Raw genomic sequence first — 18,270 nt, forward strand, 5'->3', positions numbered from 1 at the left:
GTCGGGACTCTCGCCGCCGAGCACGCCGATGACGGCAAGCGCCATGCCCAAAGTCTGCGGGTTCACGACAAGAAGGGCAGCGGCGGTTATTCCCCCCGGTCGGCCCGGCAGCGTTCATCCGTATGGCGCCGCTCGGCTGCGTCGCGATCTTCCAGGCCAAGAGGCTCGTCCGGATCTCCCTGCCCAACCCATGGGCACCTGTACGCCGGGATGGTCCCCAAGCCACCCCCGATACCAAGGCCCGTCACATGCACGAGAGCGGCGGCGGAGGCGCGAGAACAGAGAACGATCGGCAGTGCGGCGACAAAGCCGTAGCACCTTAAAAAGGCGCTGGCGGAGCCGGACGACGTCATCTACCTCAAGGACCTCGTTTCGAAAGTCTGCCAGTAACAACCCGAAACGCGGACCCTCGGCGGCAAGCCGGCACAATCAGCGCATTGCCGCTTGGCATTGTTAAGCCTGACCAAACGCCAGATGGACGGCACGTCGGTGACAGGGCGACGAGAATGAATTCGTGTTCAGGGATGTTAGAATGATGTCCGAGCAGACCATCCTGAAAGTCTCGATCGGCGTGACGGGTTTCGTTGCCGTGATGGGCGTCGTCTTCGGGGTCCTATCCGGATCGTCCGCTATCGTCTTCGATGGGATCTATTCTCTGACTGACGCCAGCATGACGACGCTTGCCCTGTTCATCTCGAATTTGATCGGTTCATCCCAAAAGGCAAAGGGGCGTTTCACCCAGCGGTTCAGCGTTGGATTCTGGCACCTTGAACCGATGATACTCGGGTTGAATGGTGCTCTCCTGACTGGATCTGCCATCTACGGTCTGATCAACGCGACTTCGAGCATCATGCAAGGCGGAAGGGAACTGCCGTTCGGGCTCGGCATAGCGTATTCGGCTCTCACGGTGGCAGCCTCGCTGGCTATGGCGGTCTATGTGAAACGAGCCAATAGAGTTATTCAATCGACCTTTCTTAGGTTGGACGCCAAGGCGTGGATGATTTCGGGCGCGCTGACCGGGTCGCTGCTGACGGCATTCCTGTTTGGGTACATGATTCAGGGAACCCGACTTGCCTGGATGACCCCCTACGTCGACCCGGGCATCTTGGCGGTGGCTTGCCTCTTCATCATCCCGATCCCGCTCGGAACAGTGCGTCAGGCGCTCGCGGACATCCTGTTGATAGCGCCGATCGAGATGCGGCAACAGGTCGACGACGTCGCGGCAGGTGTCGTCTTGCGCCACGGCTTCATTTCATACCGGGCATACGTTGCTCGCGTTGGAAGGGGGCGTCAGATCGAGATCCATTTCATCGTTCCAAAAGGACTTCCTGCCCGTCCGTTGGACGAGTGGGACCGCCTTCGAAACGAGATAGGTGATCTTCTCGGGGGAGAGGGACCGAACCGTTGGCTGACGATCGCTTTCACGACCGATCCCGAGTGGGCGGAATGATCGCTGCAAAGTCCTGGCGCGGAGCCTTAGCGGGACCCGTGGAACGGCCGATCCATATGCAATCCTAATGCCGGAGGCAAGAATTCCGTATCGACAATCAGATAGGCGACCTCACCGAAATCATTGTCTGTAAAATGCATTCGCAGCGTAGTTATACGTTTTCCCCAGACACCCTCGATGAAGCATCGGCTGTCGTCCGGAGCTGGACATGATGGGCAATGCAATCGACAAACGCTCGCACCTTGGGTACGCGGAACCGACTGGCTGGCCAGAGCATCGTCAGAACGCCCGTATGTGCCATCTCGGCATCCAGTATCGGCAGCAGTGAACCGTCGATAAGGGCGGCTCTGACTGCGTGCTCCGGGAAAGCCGCGATCCCAGCTCCAGCGAGCGTCAGTTCCAACAAAGGGTCAATCACGCTTGCCGTGAGGCTGACGGGTACCTCAAGCCCCGGTCCGGAACGAAAAAGCCATGGTTGAACCCGCCCGGATGAGAGTTTCTGTCGCAGGCAAATATGGTTCGAAAGATCATCCCGTGATAACGGGCGCCCATACTCCTCGACATAGCTTGGGGAGGCGACGAGCTGCCACGAGAACTGGCCGAGCGTCTTGTGAAGCAGCCGCGAGTCGCCCGTGTCCCCACTACGGATGACGACGTCGAAGCCTTCTTCGATTACGTCGACCAGACGATCGCTGTAATCGAGCTCAAGCTCGACAAGAGGATATTGGGCGGTGAAAGCCTTCAGTGCTTTCGTCAGCAATGTTCCGGACAGCGGCAGGCCCACGCGCAGACGCCCCCGTGGGCTTCCTGATATCTCGGCGAGTTCACTCTCCGCCGTCTGAAGTTCATCGATCATGCGACGGGCATGAACCAGGAAGAGGCTACCCGCCTCGGTCAGGGAGATGCTGCGGGTCGTACGATGAAAGAGGGTGACCGAAAGCTGCGCCTCGAGCTTCGCGATCGACTTGCCGATTGCCGACGAGGACATTCCAAGCCCTTGGCCCACCGCCCTGAAGCTGCGCAGGTCCGCGACGGCGACGAAGGCGCGGATCGCCGCAAGGCTCTCGACTGACTCAGGCATTGTAGACTTATAGGACGTATTGATCGGCTTTGCAGCCTATAAATGATGGGTGGAATGTCACCCAGATAACTCTCTTGGAAGTCCTCATATCCAAGGAGAGCTCGAATGAGCAGTTTGCCCTCATGTTCCGACCCGTTCTCGATCCGGCCGTTGCCGATCGAATGTCGGGACGGCTCGGCTGACGGCCACGGTGCTTCATACCACCCTATCACCAGCCAACCGTATCTTCGCTCCATCCAGGATCATCCGGGCTACGCCCGAGTGTTCAAGGAGGGTCGTTTGACCTTCGGACTGGTGGCGCCTTTGGAGGCCTACCCTTATGCGCCTTGGCCGACGCTTGAGCGGCACACCGAGGCTGTGCGTCTTGCCGATGAATCGAATCTCGCCGCCATCTGGCTTCGGGACGTGCCTTTCTACGAACCAAGCTTCGGCGACACGGGCCAGGTGGTGGATCCGATGGTCTATGCCGGATGGCTGGCCGCGCAGACCCGCCGGATCGGGATCGGCACCGCGGGCATCGTTTCGCCGCTGCGGGACCCGTTGATCGTCGCCAAGCAGGCAACGAGTATCGATCGACTGAGCGGGGGACGCTTCATCCTCGGCCTGGCAACAGGCGATCGCCCTTCCGAATTCGCCGCGTTCGGCAGCGACATCGGCAATCGGGTGGAACGCTACAGAGATGCGCTGGAAGTCATCCGTGCCGCGACGGAGCAGTCCTTCCCCTACTACCAGTCGCTCTTCTACGGCACGTTGGACGGGTCGCTTGACATGCTTCCGAAGCCGGTGGCTGCAAGCCTACCGATCGTCGCCATCGGACGGGCTGGACAGGATTTCGACTGGCTAGGGCGGAATACAGATGCATGGATGTGGCATCTGAGCGACCCGAACGGGTTGCCCACGGTCATGGCCGAGTGGCGTCGCGGCAGCGAGGGACGTTTCCGTCCCTATGGATACGGCACGCGCTTCGATCTCCTTGCCGATCCCGACGCTCCGCTGGAGCTCAGGAACGCAAGCATGCGGGGCGGGCGCAAGGTGCTGATCGAGCATTGGAAGCGGCAGCGAGACGAGGGCGTGAACCATGTCGCGCTCCACATGAAGCCGTTGCAACGACCCTTCGCGGAGGCACTCGCGGAACTGGCCGAACACGTCCTCCCCGAGTTTGCGAAATAGTCGGCAGTGCGCCCGGCAACGACGGTCGCGCGTGATCAACGCGCCGATCGGCCACCAAATCCAACTCATGTCAGGACATCCCATGCCCGCAGCACTTTGGGCGCTTGCGATAGCAGCGTTCGGTATCGGAACCACCGAGTTCGTCATCGCGGGGCTTCTGCCCGGCATCGCGGCGGAGTTCGGCATTTCCATCCCCATGGCGGGGAACATGGCGACAAGCTATGCGCTTGGCGTCTTCTTCGGCGCGCCCGTCACCATCATCCTCGGGGCAAGGCTCAACAGAAAGACCATGCTTGCCTGGCTCATGGTCGTCTTCATCGTCGGCAGCTTCGTCACCGCGATCGCGCCGACCTACTGGGTCGCTATTGTTGGTAGGGTGATCACGTCCCTGACGCACGGCGCGTTCTTTGGCATCGGCACCATCATGGCCGCCGACCTCGTTGCACCCCAACGCCGGACGAGTGCCATCGCCTTCATGTTCACCGGCCTGACGCTCGCCACCCTGATTGGCGCGCCCGCGGGAACCTGGCTGGCGCAGACCGTGTCGTGGCGGGCTACCTTTGCCGCCATCGCGGCCATCGGCATCGTCGCGATCGTCGGCCTGCTCATGCTCGTCCCCCGACCCGCACGCGCCGAGCCTCAGGATCTACGCAAAGAACTTGCAGCATTCACCGACGTGCGGGTTCTTCTCGCGATGGGGATCACCATCCTCGGACCGGCAGCCTTCTTCACCTCCATCACCTACATCGCCCCGATGATGACCGGGGTCGCCGGCTACACCGAAGGCTCTGTCACGTGGCTCCTCTCCCTGTTCGGACTGGGCCTCTTCTTCGGCAACATCCTCGGTGGACGGCTGGCGGACCGGGCACTGATGCCGCTGCTCTACGTGACCCTCGCCGCGCAGGCTGCCGTCCTCATCGCCTTCTATTTCCTGGCGGGCAGCCAGATAGCGTCGGCGATCTGCATCTTCCTGATGTCGATGTTCGGCTTCGCCAGCGTCGCCCCGATCCAGAAGCTGGTGACGGACAACGCCCGGGCGGCAGGCGCACCGAACCTCGCCTCGGCCGTCAACATCGGGCTCTTCAACCTTGGCAACGCGATAGGAGCCTGGGCCGGCGGCGCGGTCATCGCGGCAGGCTTCGGCTTTGCCGCGCCGAACTGGGCCGGCGCCATCCTCTCCATTGGCGCTCTGGTTCTGGCACTCCTGTCAGGGTGGATGGGTCGAACTGGGAAAGAGCCCGTTCTTACAGCCGACGCTCAGCCTCTTAGGTCGGGTATCTGACAGGTGCCGCCAGAGCACGGGCGGGACTGGCTTCGCGGCTAATGTCGCGGAGCCGGTAGAGCACAGTCCATCTTCATCTTCTCTTTCGATCAGCCACCGTCTTCGCAAACCGGACACGATCCAGCACAAAGACCATTGTGTTAGATGTCATCAAGTGACATAATCAATGTCATCAAGTGACAGTCTGCTCGCTTGAGATTGAGTCTTGGTTTCGAGGTCGTTGTGCCCAAAGGCGCGGAAGCCACGAGATCGACCTTGCTGCTCCATCTAACGAAAGTGATCGCATGCATTTAACCAACCCTAGCCGCACCAGCCGTCCCGCCTTCTCCATCGGCGGTCTCGGCATGCTCGCCATCGCCTTGACCGGATGCATGTCGCCCGAGCAGGAGCGCATGGTGAACCTGAACGAGGATCAGGGGTCCTGCTCCGACATGGGCGCCCGCTACGGTTCCTCGGCGCATACGCAGTGCATGCTTCAACAACAGGAACGTCGGGACAGCGAAGGTCTGCGTTTTGCCGAGCAGGCCCGCATCCATTCCGAGATTGCACGCAATGCGCAGGAGATGCGGGAGGAGCGGCGTCGCCACCGCCGCGACGAAAAGCGCGACTAGCTGCCCATGCTTGAGAGTCTGATGATTTCCGGTCAGAACACGTTGTCATTGCGACGGATCCACAGGGCCCATGATCGAACGCTCGAAAGCAGAAGAGGCGCGGCTCGCCGTCTCACGTCACGCGGCGGATCTGTTCATCAAGCATGGCGTCGACGGGACCACCGGCGATGACATCGCGGCGGCCTCTGGGCTGTCGAAACGGACCGTCTGGCGCTACTTCCGCTCCAAGGAAGCCTGCATCGAGCCGCTGTTCCTCGCGACCGAGTTGCGGTTCGTCGGCCATCTCGGAGAATGGCCGCGGAGCATGTCGATCGAGACCTATCTCCATGCCACGATTGCTTCGTTTGTCGCGGACGAGCAGTTCGTTCGCGACGGGATCGCCGTCGTGCGCATCATCGCCATGCTGTCGAGAGAGCCGGCCCTGCGGTCCTCCTGGTTGATGGCATGCCACCAGGCTGAGGCGGAACTGGTCCCGATCATCGCAGACCGCGCGAAGCGTTCGGCCCGGGATTTCGACGTCAAACTCTGCACGGCAATGATCATGGCCGCCATTCGGGTCGTCGACGAGGAGATCTGTTCGGCTGCCGTCAACGACGGTCAGCACTACGAACAGGACAAGGCCACCGACCAACTTGCCGCCGCGATCCGGGCGGCGAGCATCCTGCCGATCTGCGATCCCGTCGGACGGTAGTGCCGGCCGGCGCCCAGACGCGGTGTCGCCCGGGTAGGCAACGCGTACCTGTGCGCACCAACGGAGACCTTCGATGGAAACTAGCTCTACCCGGCATGCAAGGTTCGCTTCCCATTTCTGTTTCGCATTGACCCTGATGCTTTCGAGCTGCTCGGCAATGGCAAACGAGGAAACACCCATGATCTATACGGAAACCAGACGCGTCGATGTCGTCGACCAACAGTTCGGCACGGCGATCGCCGATCCCTATCGCTGGCTTGAGAACGATGCCCGGCGCGACCCGGATGTCGCCCTTTGGGTCAAATCCCAGAACGGCATCTCCGGGCCCTATCTCGCTGGCCTACCGGGCCGGAACATCTTCCGGCAGCGACTGACGGCTCTCTTCGATCATGAGCGCCTGACGGTACCGGAGAAACGCGGCGACCGATACTTCTTCACTCGAAATTCCGGCCTCGACAACCAGTCGGCCCTGTTCGTCCGCGAGGGCGTGGATGGTGGGGACCGCGTGGTCATGGACCCCAACGACTGGTCTGACGACGGCGCCACCGCGCTGGCGGAATGGGCGCCCTCGGGAGACGGAACCCACCTTGCCTACGCGATCCAGGAAGGCGGTTCGGATTGGCGCACGGTCCGCGTGATGGACATCGAGAGCGGCGAGATCCTCGAGGACGAGATCCAGTGGGTACGTTTCACGCGCATCGCTTGGGCGAAGAACGGATCGGGCTTCTTCTACTCCCGCAATCCCAAGCCTGAGAAGGACGCGGGTTTCGAAGCGAAGGTCGCCGAGCATGCGGTCTACTTCCATCGGCTCGGGACACCGCAGTCCGAGGACCGACTGGTCCACGCGCCGGCATCCGAGATGCCGCTGATCCACTCTGTCGACGTGACGCCGGACGGGCGTTATGCCGTGGTCTATTCGACGGCGTTGATGGGCGGCAATGCGCTCGCCGTCGTCGATCTCCTGGATCCGGACTGGCCGGCCCGGACCGTCGTGGGCGCCTTCGACCAAAGCTGGACGCTGGCGGGCAATGTCGGCACGAAGCTTTTCCTGTCCACACAAGAGGGCGCCTCGCTTGGCAAGGTCGTGACCCTTGATCTTGCAGATGCAAAGCCGACGGTCGTCGATATCGTGCCTGAGCGGGAAGACGCGACGCTCTTCGAAGCAGTCCTGATCGGCGATCGGCTGCTGACCTCCTATCTCGTCGACGCCAAGACGGAGGTTCTCCTCCGCAAATTGGACGGAACGCCGGACGGCACCCTCGATCTTCCAGGCATCGGCACTGCTGGTAATTTTCGTGGCCGCCCCGGGGATGACGAGGCGTTTTTCGTCTTCACCAGCCACGATGCGCCGACCACCATCTATCGCTTCAACGCTGCCACCAATACGAGGACCGTCTGGGCCGAGCCGACGGTCGCGCTGGATCTTGAACAAATCGTCGTGGAGCAGCGCTTTTATACCTCCAAGGACGGAACGCGCATACCGATCTTTGTGGTGCGGCGCCGCGACGTCACCAAGCCTGCGCCGACGGTGCTTTCGGCCTACGGCGGCTTTGGCATCCCGATGGTCCCGTACTACTCTCCAGAGGTGACGGCCTGGGTTGAGCAGGGCGGCGTCTATGCCGTCGCCAACATCCGTGGCGGCGGCGAATATGGAAAGGCCTGGCACGATGCCGGCCGCCTCCAGCACAAGCAGAACGTCTTCGACGACTTCATCGCCGCCGCCGAGTTCCTGAAGGCTGAGGGCATCACCTCGCCGAAGGGGCTCGCCATCCAAGGCGGCTCCAATGGCGGCCTGCTGGTCGGAGCGGTGGTCAATCAGCGGCCGGATCTCTTCGCGGCGGCGCTTCCTAATGTCGGCGTCCTCGACATGCTGCGCTTCGACCGTTTCACCAGCGGCCAGCATTGGATACCGGAATACGGCGACCCGGACGTCGAGGCGGATTTCCGCAACCTTTTGTCCTACTCGCCCTACCACAAGATTCGGTCGGGCATGACCTACCCCGCCATCCTCGCGACGACGGCCGACACGGACGACCGCGCCGTCCCGGCCCACAGCTTCAAGTACGTTGCTGCCCTTCAGGCTGCCGACCTCGGACCGCGACCGCGGCTCTTGCGCGTCGAGACGCGGGCGGGTCATGGAGCCGGCAAGCCGACGCAGAAAGTGATCGAAGAGATGGCCGACATTTGGGCCTTCGCTGCGCGTTGGACCGGATTGGAAGTCCGTCTCCCGAATTGATCTCGCTGAACGACGACGTAGTGGATCGTCTAGGCGTCGAAAGCTTCTAAAACACCTCCAAATGCTGAAGTCAGAGAGGGCGACGGTAGTCGTACGGAAGGAAATTTATGTTGAATGCAAGGACCCGAGCAATCGGTTGGGTAACAGCAGCTACGGCTTTGCTCATCTCCGGTAGCGCAACTGCGGAGCCCGGTGATTCCACGCACCTGCGCGATATTGTTAATAAGATCGTCCTGCCGCTGATGGAGGTGAGCAAGGTACCGGGAATGGCTGTTGCCCTCACCATCGAGGGGGAGAACCACGTCTTCAACTACGGCATCGCCTCTAAACTTGATGGACGGCTCGTTGACGACCGGACGCTTTTTGAAATCGGTTCCGTCAGCAAGGTATTCACAGGGACGCTGGCTGCGTGGGTGGCGGCCAGGGGCAAGGTCTCACTATCCGAAGCAGCTACCCGGCATCTGCCCGAGCTTGCGGGAACCGACTTCGATCGCATCAGCATGCTCGAACTTGCGACATACACGGCAGGCGGCCTACCGCTCCAGTTTCCGGACGAGGTTAAGGACGAGAAGGACATCATCGCCTTCTACAAGAACTGGAAGGCGAGCTATCCGCCGGGCGACCGGCGACTTTACTCGAACACTAGCATCGGCCTGTTTGGTTATCTTGCGGCGCGTGGAGAAGGGTCCTCGTTCGACAGGTTGATGACCGAGACATTTCTGCCGAAGCTCAACCTATCGAGCACTTATCTAAAGGTCCCGGAAGGCGAGATGGCGCGCTATGCCTATGGCACTTCGAAGGACGACAGACAGGTCCGGGTATCTCCTGGTGCTCTGGATGCCGAAACCTATGGCCTCAAGACGACTGCCAGTGACCTGATCCGCTTCACACAGCTTGCCATGGACACCCCTTCTCTCGATCAGCCGCTGCGGGAGGCATTCGCAGCGACGCAGACGGGCTATTTCCGCTTCGGGGGGACAATGCAGGGTCTCGGCTGGGAGATATACGACGGGTCAGCATCGCTGGACACCCTACTGGAGGGTAACGCGCCCGCGGTAGCGCTCGAGCCACAAGCTGTCGAAAAACTCGAGCCGCCTCGGGTCCCCCAACGAGGTCGCTTGGTCAACAAGACAGGCTCGACGAACGGATTCGGCGCATACGTTGCCTTCCTTCCCCAGCAGAGGATCGGCATCGCCGTCCTCGCAAATCGAAACTTTCCTGTCCCGGAGCGCGTCAAGGCTGCCCATGCCATTCTGACGGCAATCAAATAGCTTTGGTTTTGGAACTGCCGCCCATCCGAGCACGAAAAGCGAGTTCACCATGGACAACATCGCCGGATGGATTGCGACACGGAAATCCTGAACTTGAAGGAGGATGCTGATGGAGATTTAGAGCGACAAAAAACGTTAGATTTGCCGGATGCAAAGGGGCTTTTACCCCTTCTATCCAGGGCAGACTTATTGGATACGCGAGATTCCGACCTTGGTCGGCGAAATCTCCGAGGAGCGAATGTATGAAATTCAAGACCATTATCACAGCGGTCGTCATCGCCATTACGTCCCTTGGCGCGCTGGCCCCGGTGGCGCAAGCACGTGACCGCAGCGTCGCCGTGGAGGAGGGCGCACGTGTCCAGTTGGTTCGAGACCACAGGCGCGATCGAGACTATCGGCGTCACCGCGAGGGCCGTCGACATTACCGGGCAGATCGCCGCTACGATCGGTACGATCGCCGCTACGATCGGCGCGGTCGGTATGAGCGTCGTGATCGCCGGCATGACCGCCGTCCACCGTGGCATCACCGTGACCGACGTCACGAGCGCGGGAATTGGGAGTTCCGCTACCGCTGACAAGACTGACCGCGTTGAGGGGCCGCTGCGAGGCGGCTCCTACGTCTGTATGCAGAATTGTCATCATCGTCGTTGGTGGTAGGCTTGCGAGTTGTCAGGCCCATCCGGTGGAGGCAGCCTCTGCGCAAATTCCGAGTGGCCGTCAATTCACGAGGCCTGCATCGGAGCGGGAAGTCAGTCTCGTCCGCCGCTATGGGTGCTATCGGTCGGTCCACGTCTCATCAACCCGCGTGCACCAGCTTTCCGGTACGCGGACACGCCTCAATGCGGTTTACCATCGTCAGGGATCAACGGAGTCATGCCGTGACCGAACGAAACTCTCGCGGCGTTGCCGTGCCGGGACGCAGCATTCCATTTCCGAGCTCCATCAGCCCGGAAGCCCGGGCTGCACTTGAACGGCATGTGCGCGAGGACGGAGTGCCGCTCAACGCACTTTACCAAATGCCCTCGCCGGATGACCACGTGGCGTGGAACGCGATCAAGGCTGTGGTCAACGCCCAGTACGAGCAGGCCGCACTGGCACTCGCGAAAACGTTGCGCTCCAATGCCGAGACGATCACGATTGCCGATGCCGTCGTTCACGTGGCTATCCCAGAAGCGTCTGCTCAACCGGGCTACGCGATGATCGACCTTCATGGCGGTGCCTTGGTCTTTGGCGGGGGCGATGTCTGCCGCGAGGGAGCGCGGATGCAGGCCGACAGGCATGGTATTCCTTGCTACAGCGTCGACTATCGAATGCCACCGCAACACCCTTATCCCTGCGCGCTGAACGACTGCCTGACAGCATATCGTTACGTGTTGGATCGCTACGACCCGGCCAAAATCATTGTATCGGCGCGCTCAGCCGGCGGAAATCTCGCCGTTGCATTGATGCTCCGCGCCAAGGCTGCGGGACTTCCACTTCCCGCAGGTCTAATATTGCTCTCTCCGGAGGTCGATCTAACCGAGTCTGGCGACAGCTTTGAGGTCAACCGTTTGGTCGACGTTGTTCTGCCGAGCTCGCTTGCTGCCGCAAACCGTCTTTACGCAGATGGAGCCGATCTTTCGGACCCATACCTCTCCCCACTATTTGGCGATCTCAGTGGGCTTCCTGCGACATTTGTTCAGTCGGGTACTCGGGACCTGTTTCTATCCAACGCAGTTCGGCTGCACCGGGCGTTGCGGCGCGTTGGCGTGGCGGCAGAGTTGCACGTGTTTGAAGCTATGCCGCATGGTGGCTTCGGTGGCGGATCACCAGAAGATCTTGAACTGGCAGAGGAAGTCGCGCGGTTCGTGCGAACGCTGTGGCATTAGCGACTGCGTCTGGGCATTAAGTAGCAAATGGCACCAAATGGAATTGAGCCCTGATTGCTACAAATGGCTAAGTCGGGTGGAAAGGTGCCTGTCCGCTTCCCCATGGAAACAGGTAAAAGCGGAGGTGCTTATCCAACAGTGTCGAACGACTTACTCCGACGAGGTGGGCTCCGTGCTGAAACGACTCCTCAACCCGTTCATGATCCCGATCGGCCTTATCGGGGCGCCATCAGGGACATGCGCAGGATCTTCCTTCTACGATGGCTCGCCCCTTACACTACACTGTGCGGTTCGGCGCATTGGTGGGCAAACTGGATCCCGTCGCAGGCGAAGTGCTGTGCAGTCGTGATCGGGATTGCGAAATCCTGTTGGCTTTCACGCCGAAGATCACGATCCGGCTGCGTGCCGATCCAAACGATGTGCGCAACGGTCGGGCATTTGTCGACTGTGCCGACCTTCCTTGTGGGTTTGCGACCGGGTCGCAAGCGATCCACTACAGTTCCGAAGTCAATGATCTTCGCATCTCGACCGGACGGGATGCATCGACGATTATGCCCCAATCGCTGGTCTGGCGGTCGCGAACGCTGATCCGACAGTTTGCTTTCACAATCGATCCGTCAGTAGCCGTCAACTCTGCTCGATAAGGCGACCACTTTCAGCAGCCTCCGAAAACGTGAGGTACGGCGTGGAAGGGTCGTAAGCGGTCTGTCCGCTTCCCTTTTGAGTTTTGCCAATAGCTGCGGTTCTGCTCACGACCAACGACCCTGGATATTTATTTACGACCGGGATAGGAAATTGGCTGGTTTGTTTTTCAGGTAGTCGGGCTCGACAGATACTGTTTTGAGGCCGTCGAGCCCATTATCGCTCTAATGAATATTTAGATCTGCGCCTGTCCGCCGTCGGCGAAAAGTTCGCTGCCGTTTACGAAGCTGCTGTCATCTGAGGCGAGGAAGAGTGCGGCGGCAGCCGTTTCGTCGGGCATCCCCATCCGGCCAAGCGGGACTTGCTCCTCCATTGCCGTAACGAAGGCCCGCTTCGCTTCGTCGGTCGAGGAGAGACCGTGCAAGCCTGGCGTGGAGGTCGGACCCGGGACAAGCACGTTTACACGGATCCGGCGTGACGCAAGGTCGAGGATCCAGTGGCGGGCGAAGCTGCGGATCGCCGCCTTGCTGGCACCGTAGACACTGAAGGCCGGCGAGCCCGTGTTGGCCGCCGTGGACCCGGTCAGGATCACTGAGGCTCCGTCGACGAGAAGCGGCAGCGCCTTCTGCACCGTGAACAGCGTTCCCTTGACGTTCGTGGAGAAGGTGCTCTCGTAGTCCTCTTCCGTGATTTCCGGAAGGGAGGCAAACCTGCCGCCGCCGGCATTGGCAAACAGCACGTCGATTCGACCGGCCTCCTTCCGCACCACGTCGTAGAGACGATCGAGATCGGCGAGGTTCGCGATGTCGCCCAGCACGCCCCGGGCGCCGTTGCCGACCTCGGCAACCGCGGAGTCCAGTTCGCGCTGCCGCCGTCCGGTCATGAACACGCGCGCTCCCTCTTGCGCGAAGCGCTTGGCACTCGCCAGCCCGATGCCGCTGCTGGCGCCCGTGATGACCGCGATTTTGTCGTCGAGCCTGCCCATTGTCTTCTCCTTTGTTCGATAAAAGGGATATAGACAGGTGCTGACAACGGAGCCAGTACATACTAAAAGGTAAGTGGGTAAATTGATATGAGCGCAGGTGATCCCGATTGCGGCCTCGACGTCGCGCTAGCGGTGATGGGCGGCAAGTGGAAGCCGCTGATTCTATTCTACCTCGGGCACGGGCCGAAGCGGTTCGGAGACCTTCGGCGAATGGTAACGGGCATCAGCGAGAAGGTGCTGATTCAACAGTTGCGCGAGCTGGTCGCTTCAGGCGTGCTGGTCAGGCACGACTACCGGGAAGTGCCACCGAAGGTCGACTACACCGTGACGCCTTTCGGCCAGACGCTGGTAAAGGCGCTCATGCCGCTGTGCGCGTGGGGAACGGCACACCGTGTCCACGTCGAGGCGACATTGGATTCGGCGGTAACCGTTCAGACAAGCGCAAATCGAGTGTCTGACATTGAATGACAGAGTCCGAGGCGGGGGCGAAGTGTCCGGCGTCTCATAAAGCAGTCAGTCCGCTCCATGGCATTCGCTACCTAGGAGCTGCAAATGACATCCACCAATCACGGCCGAGCAATCAAGCTTCCAGAAAAATCGGCCAACGTCATCCCGGGGTGTCTTGCGCAAAACGTCCGCATTCTGGTGCCTGAAACTGCGGCGACGCCAGTTCGACCAAAGTTAGCGCCTCCGATAATTGTAACAGCTAATGAATCAACCGCCTTCAGTTCGCGCAGCGAAGGCGGTCTTTGCTGCAATAACCTCTTCGCGATGTTCCGCCGACCACCGGAGGAAACCTCGCATATGTGGCTCTAAGGATGCGCCAAGCGGTGATACTTCGTACACAACTGCCACCGGTGCTGTGCTGACAACCGTCCGGGTGATCAGTCCGCTTGCCTCGAGTCGGCGCAGGCATTGGGTGAGAGCTTTCTGGGTAATTCCATCATTCGCCCGCTTGAGCACGTTGAACCGCGCGGGTCCTTGGCAAAGGACATCGAGCACCAAGAGAGTCCATTTGCTGGTCAATTCTTCGAGGACCAAACGGATTTGCTCAAGATTCTCGTGTCCTACGGACATGGGCGGGATCCTCCGGGTTACCTGGTAGCCTCCAGGTGCGTAATAGCATTCAGGTTTAATATGTATACCTATGGTGCCTCGACTAACAAGGAGGCGCCACATGCCCATAAAAACTCGCCAGACCCCTAATGACGGAAACCGGGGGACCGTGCTCGTGCTGGGTGCAACCGGCAGGCAAGGCGGCGCTGTTGCCAATGCCTTAAAGTCGCGAGGTTGGTCAGTCCGCGCCCTGGTCCGTAACCCTGAAGGTGAAGCAGCCCGGGCCCTAGCACGAAGCGGCATAGAGGTGTTCCGGGGAGACCTGTTGGATTTTGCCCGGGTCCGCGCGGCAATGGAGGGAGCTCATGGCGTCTTCAGCATGCAGCCTAACTCAGGAAGCGCTGGTTCCGGTGTTACAAACGCGGATGAGGTGCGCATCGGCACAAGTGTTGCCAATGCCGCGTTTGAAGCTGGTGTAAAGCATTTGGTATACACATCTGCCGGGATTATCAGCAGGGGCCGAACTGGGCTGGACAATCTCGACTGTAAAATCGATATCGAGGAACATATTCGTAGCTTGGGCATAGCGAGTACCATTATTCGACCTGCTACATTTACGGACTTGTTCGCGCTACCGGGAATGGGCCTCGACCAGGGCATGTTCTCCTTTTTTATGCATCCGGATCAAGCCATCCAGGTGATTGCCGTCGAGGACATCGGTAAGATTGCTGCCACTATCCTCGAAGATTGCGATCGCTTTCAAGATCGGACCATCGAGATCGCTGGCGATGAAGTGACGGGCTTTGATTTGCAGAGAATTCTGAGTGAAGCGGCCGGTCGGCCCATCCTCTACCGCCGCTTTCCCGACGCTCTACTCGAAAGTAACGAGTTTCTCGGCCGAAATGCGGAATTGTTTGATGAAGGGCGTGCTTCCGGAAACGCGGACATCGCTGCTGTTAGGCGCGAGTTTGGAGATCTGCTAAGCCTTGAGGAATGGCTAGCGGGTACAGGCAAGCCGCTATTCCAAGCATCATTAAAGGCACATGCTCAGCCGGTCGCGCTTCGATAGCACCCACGGTGCTTGGACGGCCCGCATCACTGATACTGAGGTTGGCTGTCATGATGGCGCAAGTGCATTCCCACATCGTCTTCACGATGAACAGTGCGGCCATCGGTAGCAAAGGCCACCAATCGAGCCCGCCGTTTGAGTGCTGCGGGGAGTGAATATCTGGTCCTCGTTAAAACCAGACGGCAGCTTTCGAAGCCGTTGCTCGCGAAAGCTGCCGTTGACATTGGTATCTTACCAGATGCGAGGAACGAGATCCCCCGCAGTCGAACAAGCGTAGAAGCCGGCCGTCGGGCCGAAGGCATGTGTCGTCGCCAGGGCAACCGCGGGACGCGCTCCGTCATCCGGTGAATGGCCGAAGTTGTTTCCCGTCATGTCGGTTGAGGTGAGCCCCGGATCCACCGCATTCACCTTGATGCCATCGCGCTCGAGTTCCTTGGCTAGTTTGACCGTAAGCATGTTCAGCGCTGCCTTCGATGCGCAGTATCCGCCGAAGCCGACCGTCCAGGTTTCGCTCCGCATGTCTAGCGCGTCGCTCATCGAGCTCAAGCCGCTGCTCATCATGACGATACGCGCCGCGTCTGAACGGCGCAGTAACGGCAGGAACCCCTGCGTCACCCTCAGCGCACCGAACACGTTCGTTTCGAACATCTGACGGATCTCGTCGAGCCGTTCCTCCTCCAGCGAGGGAGGCGCAGCGAACATAAGGCCGGCATTGTTGACGAGGACATCCAAACGACCCGCCGCTTGCTCCAAGGTGACGACGGCCGACGCCACGCTGGCATCGTCCCTTACGTCAAGCAACACGGAGCGTGCATCAAGCCCGGAGTGTCGCAACTCTTGCGCCGCGGCTTCGCCACGCTCGGCGTTTCGGCAGCCCAGCCAGACGGAATTTCCCCCCGCCGCGAGTTGACGCGCGATGGCGAGGCCAATGCCTTTGTTGCCGCCGGTGATAAGCGCAGTGCGGATTGTCGAGGGCATAAGCGTTTCCTTCGCTGAATAACCACCATGCCCATACTACGGATTTCGTAATGTTCAAACGTCGTAGTCTGCGATCTTTCGCGTCAGCCGTACAAATTCGGCCCGTTCGCCAAGGTCGAGCGATACAAGCATGGCCCGACACGAGGACTGGTATCCGTCGATATAGCCTGCGACGGCCTGCGCTCCCTTGGCAGTGATAGACAGCGCCACGGTCCGCCGGTTCGCCTCCGATCTCTCACGCGTCGTCATCTCGCGCCGCACGAGACGGTCGACCGACGAAGACATCGTCGTAAGCGCTACCTGAAGGCTCCGAGCTGCATCACCCAGAGTGCAACCCGGATGCTCATTGACGAACAGGAGTGTCTGTACGTCGAGGGCAGTGAGCGAGTTCGCTATCGCAGTCGCGGCTTCGGCTACTTTGAAGCGACGGGTGAACCGTTCGAAGGCAAGGGTCAGATGTTCGACTTGTTCGGCTGTGGGCTCTGTCATGCCTTCTTGAAGCACCTTCCCCGAACATAGGCCATAACCGAGCGTTCGCTGTCGGCGCACGACCGATACGCGGCATCCGTCATCTCGGGCACGTAAGGACGCCCAATTCGATCATCGTCAGTTGTATGGCAGCGTCCCGGAAGCTAGGGCTCTCTTCTGAGCAACGTGGACGGATCGTCGCCAGTGGATCTGATGGAATGCCTCGACATCAGATGCCGAGGTCATCTGGTGTCGGCCTCATTCCCTTTTGATGCTGCTTCCTTTCAACACGGGAGAGCTAGGCTCAGAGCCTCACGGGCGATCTACGTCTGTGTGCGAGGCCAGAAATTCTGCAATCGCGTCGACGATACCGGGTGCAAGGGGCAGACTTGGATCGGAGTAGCTGGCGACGTTGGCAGCGGCGTCGTTAGTGACAACGGTTTTGAGTACGTGGTTGGTCTCAGGAAGCACCACGAGCTCGGCCGCTGGCGCTGCCGCCTTCAGAGCCTCGGCGTCCCCTATGCCAACCTGAAGATCGCTATCACCTTGAATGATCAGTATCGGCTTGGCGACGCGCCGAGCCAGTTCCGCTGGATCGAGAGTAAACGCGCTGATGAGGAAGCTCTGTACGTCAGGCGCAAACAACTGAAGCAGCTGCGGCGACAAGTCTTCGCCTTCGACGTGCTTACCTGACGCCAAAGCATCGATGACCGCGTCGGCTTGAGAAAGAAAAGGCGCATTGGCAGGATTAGAGTGGAGCTGTTCCTTCAGCACGTCGCCGAGTGGCCTGCCTGCCGTCGACACAAGGATCAGTCCGCAGATACCTTTCTTCTCTTGAGCCGTTGCCAAGGCGACAAGACCGCCTTCGCTGTGCCCGAGAAGCCAGATGCAGTCCGTTCCGGTCGTGCGCCGGACGACATTCACCCAGGAGCGGACATCATCCACGTAGTCGTTGATCGTAACGGCGTTGGCGTCGGGAATGGCACCCGCACTTGCGAACATTCCGCGCTTGTCGATCCGAACCGACGATACTCCTTTCGCCCCGAGTCCTTCGGCAAGAAGGCGGTACGATCCGGCATTGATCCCAAGAGGGCTGTTTCCGTCCCGATCAGTTGGTCCGGAGCCCGGGATGATGATGACGACAGGGGCCCACGGGTCTTGGGCTTTTGCCCATATGCCCTTCAGGTCTCCGGCGGGCCCGGGTGCCCCGATCTCCTCAAACAGCAGAGAGGCTGCCGCGAGCACCGCAATGTTTGCAGATAAAAGCATGACGTTTTCATCTTCTCGTTTGGATCGTCCTTTGACGGCTGGTTAGTGCCCTGTCTGCTTCCGAGCAAATGCGAGCGGGGACGAAGCGTCTTTGTGGGGTTGTGCGCTGCGTCCGTTGGTGGATTTTGCCACCTGATGCCGTT

General features: G+C 60.2%; 18 protein-coding genes. 12 read left to right on the forward strand and 6 right to left on the reverse strand.

Annotation, left to right across the window (positions count from 1 at the left end):
• Positions 1–532 precede the first annotated feature (532 nt).
• Positions 533–1,450, forward strand: a complete 918-nt coding sequence (locus tag ACZL02_RS21420; protein WP_472939525.1) for a cation diffusion facilitator family transporter — start codon at positions 533–535, stop codon at positions 1,448–1,450.
• A gap of 151 nt (positions 1,451–1,601) precedes the next feature.
• Here the strand turns inward: ACZL02_RS21420 and ACZL02_RS21425 are convergent, their stop codons facing one another.
• The gene (locus ACZL02_RS21425; RefSeq protein WP_472939526.1) at positions 1,602–2,531 is read right to left on the reverse strand and encodes a LysR family transcriptional regulator; all 930 of its coding nucleotides are present in this window, start codon (positions 2,529–2,531) and stop codon (positions 1,602–1,604) included.
• Between the two features lie 105 nt (positions 2,532–2,636).
• On the opposite strand from ACZL02_RS21425, the gene ACZL02_RS21430 reads away from it, so the two are divergent.
• The 9 genes from ACZL02_RS21430 (at position 2,637) to ACZL02_RS21470 (ending at position 12,304) form a co-directional block, all read left to right on the forward strand.
• Positions 2,637–3,701 (forward strand): LLM class oxidoreductase, encoded by a 1,065-nt coding sequence (locus ACZL02_RS21430; RefSeq protein WP_472939527.1) that lies wholly within the window; start codon positions 2,637–2,639, stop codon positions 3,699–3,701.
• A 31-nt stretch (positions 3,702–3,732) separates the two neighbouring features.
• Entirely contained in the window at positions 3,733–4,983 is a 1,251-nt protein-coding gene (locus ACZL02_RS21435) for an MFS transporter (RefSeq protein WP_472939528.1), read from the forward strand.
• A 284-nt stretch (positions 4,984–5,267) separates the two neighbouring features.
• A complete protein-coding gene (locus ACZL02_RS21440; protein ID WP_472939529.1) occupies positions 5,268–5,594 on the forward strand; it encodes a hypothetical protein in 327 nt (108 codons plus the stop codon).
• A gap of 70 nt (positions 5,595–5,664) precedes the next feature.
• Positions 5,665–6,285: a TetR/AcrR family transcriptional regulator gene (locus tag ACZL02_RS21445; RefSeq protein ID WP_472939530.1), complete on the forward strand. Its 621-nt coding sequence runs from the start codon at positions 5,665–5,667 to the stop codon at positions 6,283–6,285.
• Positions 6,286–6,463: 178 nt separating this feature from the next.
• Positions 6,464–8,521 carry a prolyl oligopeptidase family serine peptidase gene (locus tag ACZL02_RS21450; protein WP_472939531.1) on the forward strand — a complete coding sequence of 686 codons (2,058 nt, stop codon included), beginning with the start codon at positions 6,464–6,466 and terminating at the stop codon, positions 8,519–8,521.
• Positions 8,522–8,628: 107 nt separating this feature from the next.
• Positions 8,629–9,792 (forward strand): class C beta-lactamase, encoded by a 1,164-nt coding sequence (gene ampC / locus ACZL02_RS21455; RefSeq protein WP_472939532.1) that lies wholly within the window; start codon positions 8,629–8,631, stop codon positions 9,790–9,792.
• A 354-nt stretch (positions 9,793–10,146) separates the two neighbouring features.
• Complete coding sequence (locus ACZL02_RS21460; RefSeq protein WP_472939533.1) at positions 10,147–10,449, forward strand: hypothetical protein; 303 nt, start codon at positions 10,147–10,149, stop codon at positions 10,447–10,449.
• A 221-nt stretch (positions 10,450–10,670) separates the two neighbouring features.
• Positions 10,671–11,660: an alpha/beta hydrolase gene (locus ACZL02_RS21465; protein ID WP_472939534.1), complete on the forward strand. Its 990-nt coding sequence runs from the start codon at positions 10,671–10,673 to the stop codon at positions 11,658–11,660.
• 260 nt (positions 11,661–11,920) lie between these two features.
• Positions 11,921–12,304 (forward strand): hypothetical protein, encoded by a 384-nt coding sequence (locus ACZL02_RS21470; protein WP_472939535.1) that lies wholly within the window; start codon positions 11,921–11,923, stop codon positions 12,302–12,304.
• Between the two features lie 233 nt (positions 12,305–12,537).
• Here ACZL02_RS21470 and ACZL02_RS21475 read toward each other — a convergent pair whose 3' ends face one another.
• Positions 12,538–13,287 carry an SDR family NAD(P)-dependent oxidoreductase gene (locus tag ACZL02_RS21475; RefSeq protein WP_472939536.1) on the reverse strand — a complete coding sequence of 250 codons (750 nt, stop codon included), beginning with the start codon at positions 13,285–13,287 and terminating at the stop codon, positions 12,538–12,540.
• Between the two features lie 87 nt (positions 13,288–13,374).
• On the opposite strand from ACZL02_RS21475, the gene ACZL02_RS21480 reads away from it, so the two are divergent.
• Entirely contained in the window at positions 13,375–13,755 is a 381-nt protein-coding gene (locus ACZL02_RS21480) for a winged helix-turn-helix transcriptional regulator (RefSeq protein ID WP_472939537.1), read from the forward strand.
• 246 nt (positions 13,756–14,001) lie between these two features.
• Here the strand turns inward: ACZL02_RS21480 and ACZL02_RS21485 are convergent, their stop codons facing one another.
• Positions 14,002–14,364 carry a winged helix-turn-helix transcriptional regulator gene (locus tag ACZL02_RS21485; RefSeq protein ID WP_472939538.1) on the reverse strand — a complete coding sequence of 121 codons (363 nt, stop codon included), beginning with the start codon at positions 14,362–14,364 and terminating at the stop codon, positions 14,002–14,004.
• Positions 14,365–14,464: 100 nt separating this feature from the next.
• Here ACZL02_RS21485 and ACZL02_RS21490 point away from each other — a divergent pair, with 100 nt between their 5' ends.
• Positions 14,465–15,412 carry an NmrA/HSCARG family protein gene (locus tag ACZL02_RS21490; RefSeq protein WP_472939539.1) on the forward strand — a complete coding sequence of 316 codons (948 nt, stop codon included), beginning with the start codon at positions 14,465–14,467 and terminating at the stop codon, positions 15,410–15,412.
• Positions 15,413–15,643: 231 nt separating this feature from the next.
• Here ACZL02_RS21490 and ACZL02_RS21495 read toward each other — a convergent pair whose 3' ends face one another.
• From ACZL02_RS21495 to ACZL02_RS21505, 3 genes are all read right to left on the reverse strand, one after another.
• Positions 15,644–16,390 (reverse strand): SDR family NAD(P)-dependent oxidoreductase, encoded by a 747-nt coding sequence (locus ACZL02_RS21495; protein ID WP_472939540.1) that lies wholly within the window; start codon positions 16,388–16,390, stop codon positions 15,644–15,646.
• A 54-nt stretch (positions 16,391–16,444) separates the two neighbouring features.
• Positions 16,445–16,879: a MarR family winged helix-turn-helix transcriptional regulator gene (locus tag ACZL02_RS21500; RefSeq protein WP_472939541.1), complete on the reverse strand. Its 435-nt coding sequence runs from the start codon at positions 16,877–16,879 to the stop codon at positions 16,445–16,447.
• 291 nt (positions 16,880–17,170) lie between these two features.
• A complete protein-coding gene (locus ACZL02_RS21505; RefSeq protein ID WP_472939542.1) occupies positions 17,171–18,127 on the reverse strand; it encodes an alpha/beta fold hydrolase in 957 nt (318 codons plus the stop codon).
• Positions 18,128–18,270 lie beyond the last annotated feature (143 nt).

The organism is Mesocryomonas fontinalis, from assembly GCF_055730125.2.

Coding starts and splice junctions, on each gene's coding strand:
- ACZL02_RS21420 (WP_472939525.1), top strand. CDS start 533: ATGATGTCCGAGCAGACCATCCTGAAAGTCTCGATCGGCGTGACGGGT.
- ACZL02_RS21425 (WP_472939526.1), bottom strand. CDS start 2,531: ATGCCTGAGTCAGTCGAGAGCCTTGCGGCGATCCGCGCCTTCGTCGCC.
- ACZL02_RS21430 (WP_472939527.1), top strand. CDS start 2,637: ATGAGCAGTTTGCCCTCATGTTCCGACCCGTTCTCGATCCGGCCGTTG.
- ACZL02_RS21440 (WP_472939529.1), top strand. CDS start 5,268: ATGCATTTAACCAACCCTAGCCGCACCAGCCGTCCCGCCTTCTCCATC.
- ACZL02_RS21445 (WP_472939530.1), top strand. CDS start 5,665: ATGATCGAACGCTCGAAAGCAGAAGAGGCGCGGCTCGCCGTCTCACGT.
- ACZL02_RS21450 (WP_472939531.1), top strand. CDS start 6,464: ATGATCTATACGGAAACCAGACGCGTCGATGTCGTCGACCAACAGTTC.
- ampC (WP_472939532.1), top strand. CDS start 8,629: ATGTTGAATGCAAGGACCCGAGCAATCGGTTGGGTAACAGCAGCTACG.
- ACZL02_RS21470 (WP_472939535.1), top strand. CDS start 11,921: ATGGCTCGCCCCTTACACTACACTGTGCGGTTCGGCGCATTGGTGGGC.
- ACZL02_RS21475 (WP_472939536.1), bottom strand. CDS start 13,287: ATGGGCAGGCTCGACGACAAAATCGCGGTCATCACGGGCGCCAGCAGC.
- ACZL02_RS21480 (WP_472939537.1), top strand. CDS start 13,375: ATGAGCGCAGGTGATCCCGATTGCGGCCTCGACGTCGCGCTAGCGGTG.
- ACZL02_RS21485 (WP_472939538.1), bottom strand. CDS start 14,364: ATGTCCGTAGGACACGAGAATCTTGAGCAAATCCGTTTGGTCCTCGAA.
- ACZL02_RS21490 (WP_472939539.1), top strand. CDS start 14,465: ATGCCCATAAAAACTCGCCAGACCCCTAATGACGGAAACCGGGGGACC.
- ACZL02_RS21495 (WP_472939540.1), bottom strand. CDS start 16,390: ATGCCCTCGACAATCCGCACTGCGCTTATCACCGGCGGCAACAAAGGC.
- ACZL02_RS21500 (WP_472939541.1), bottom strand. CDS start 16,879: ATGACAGAGCCCACAGCCGAACAAGTCGAACATCTGACCCTTGCCTTC.
- ACZL02_RS21505 (WP_472939542.1), bottom strand. CDS start 18,127: ATGCTTTTATCTGCAAACATTGCGGTGCTCGCGGCAGCCTCTCTGCTG.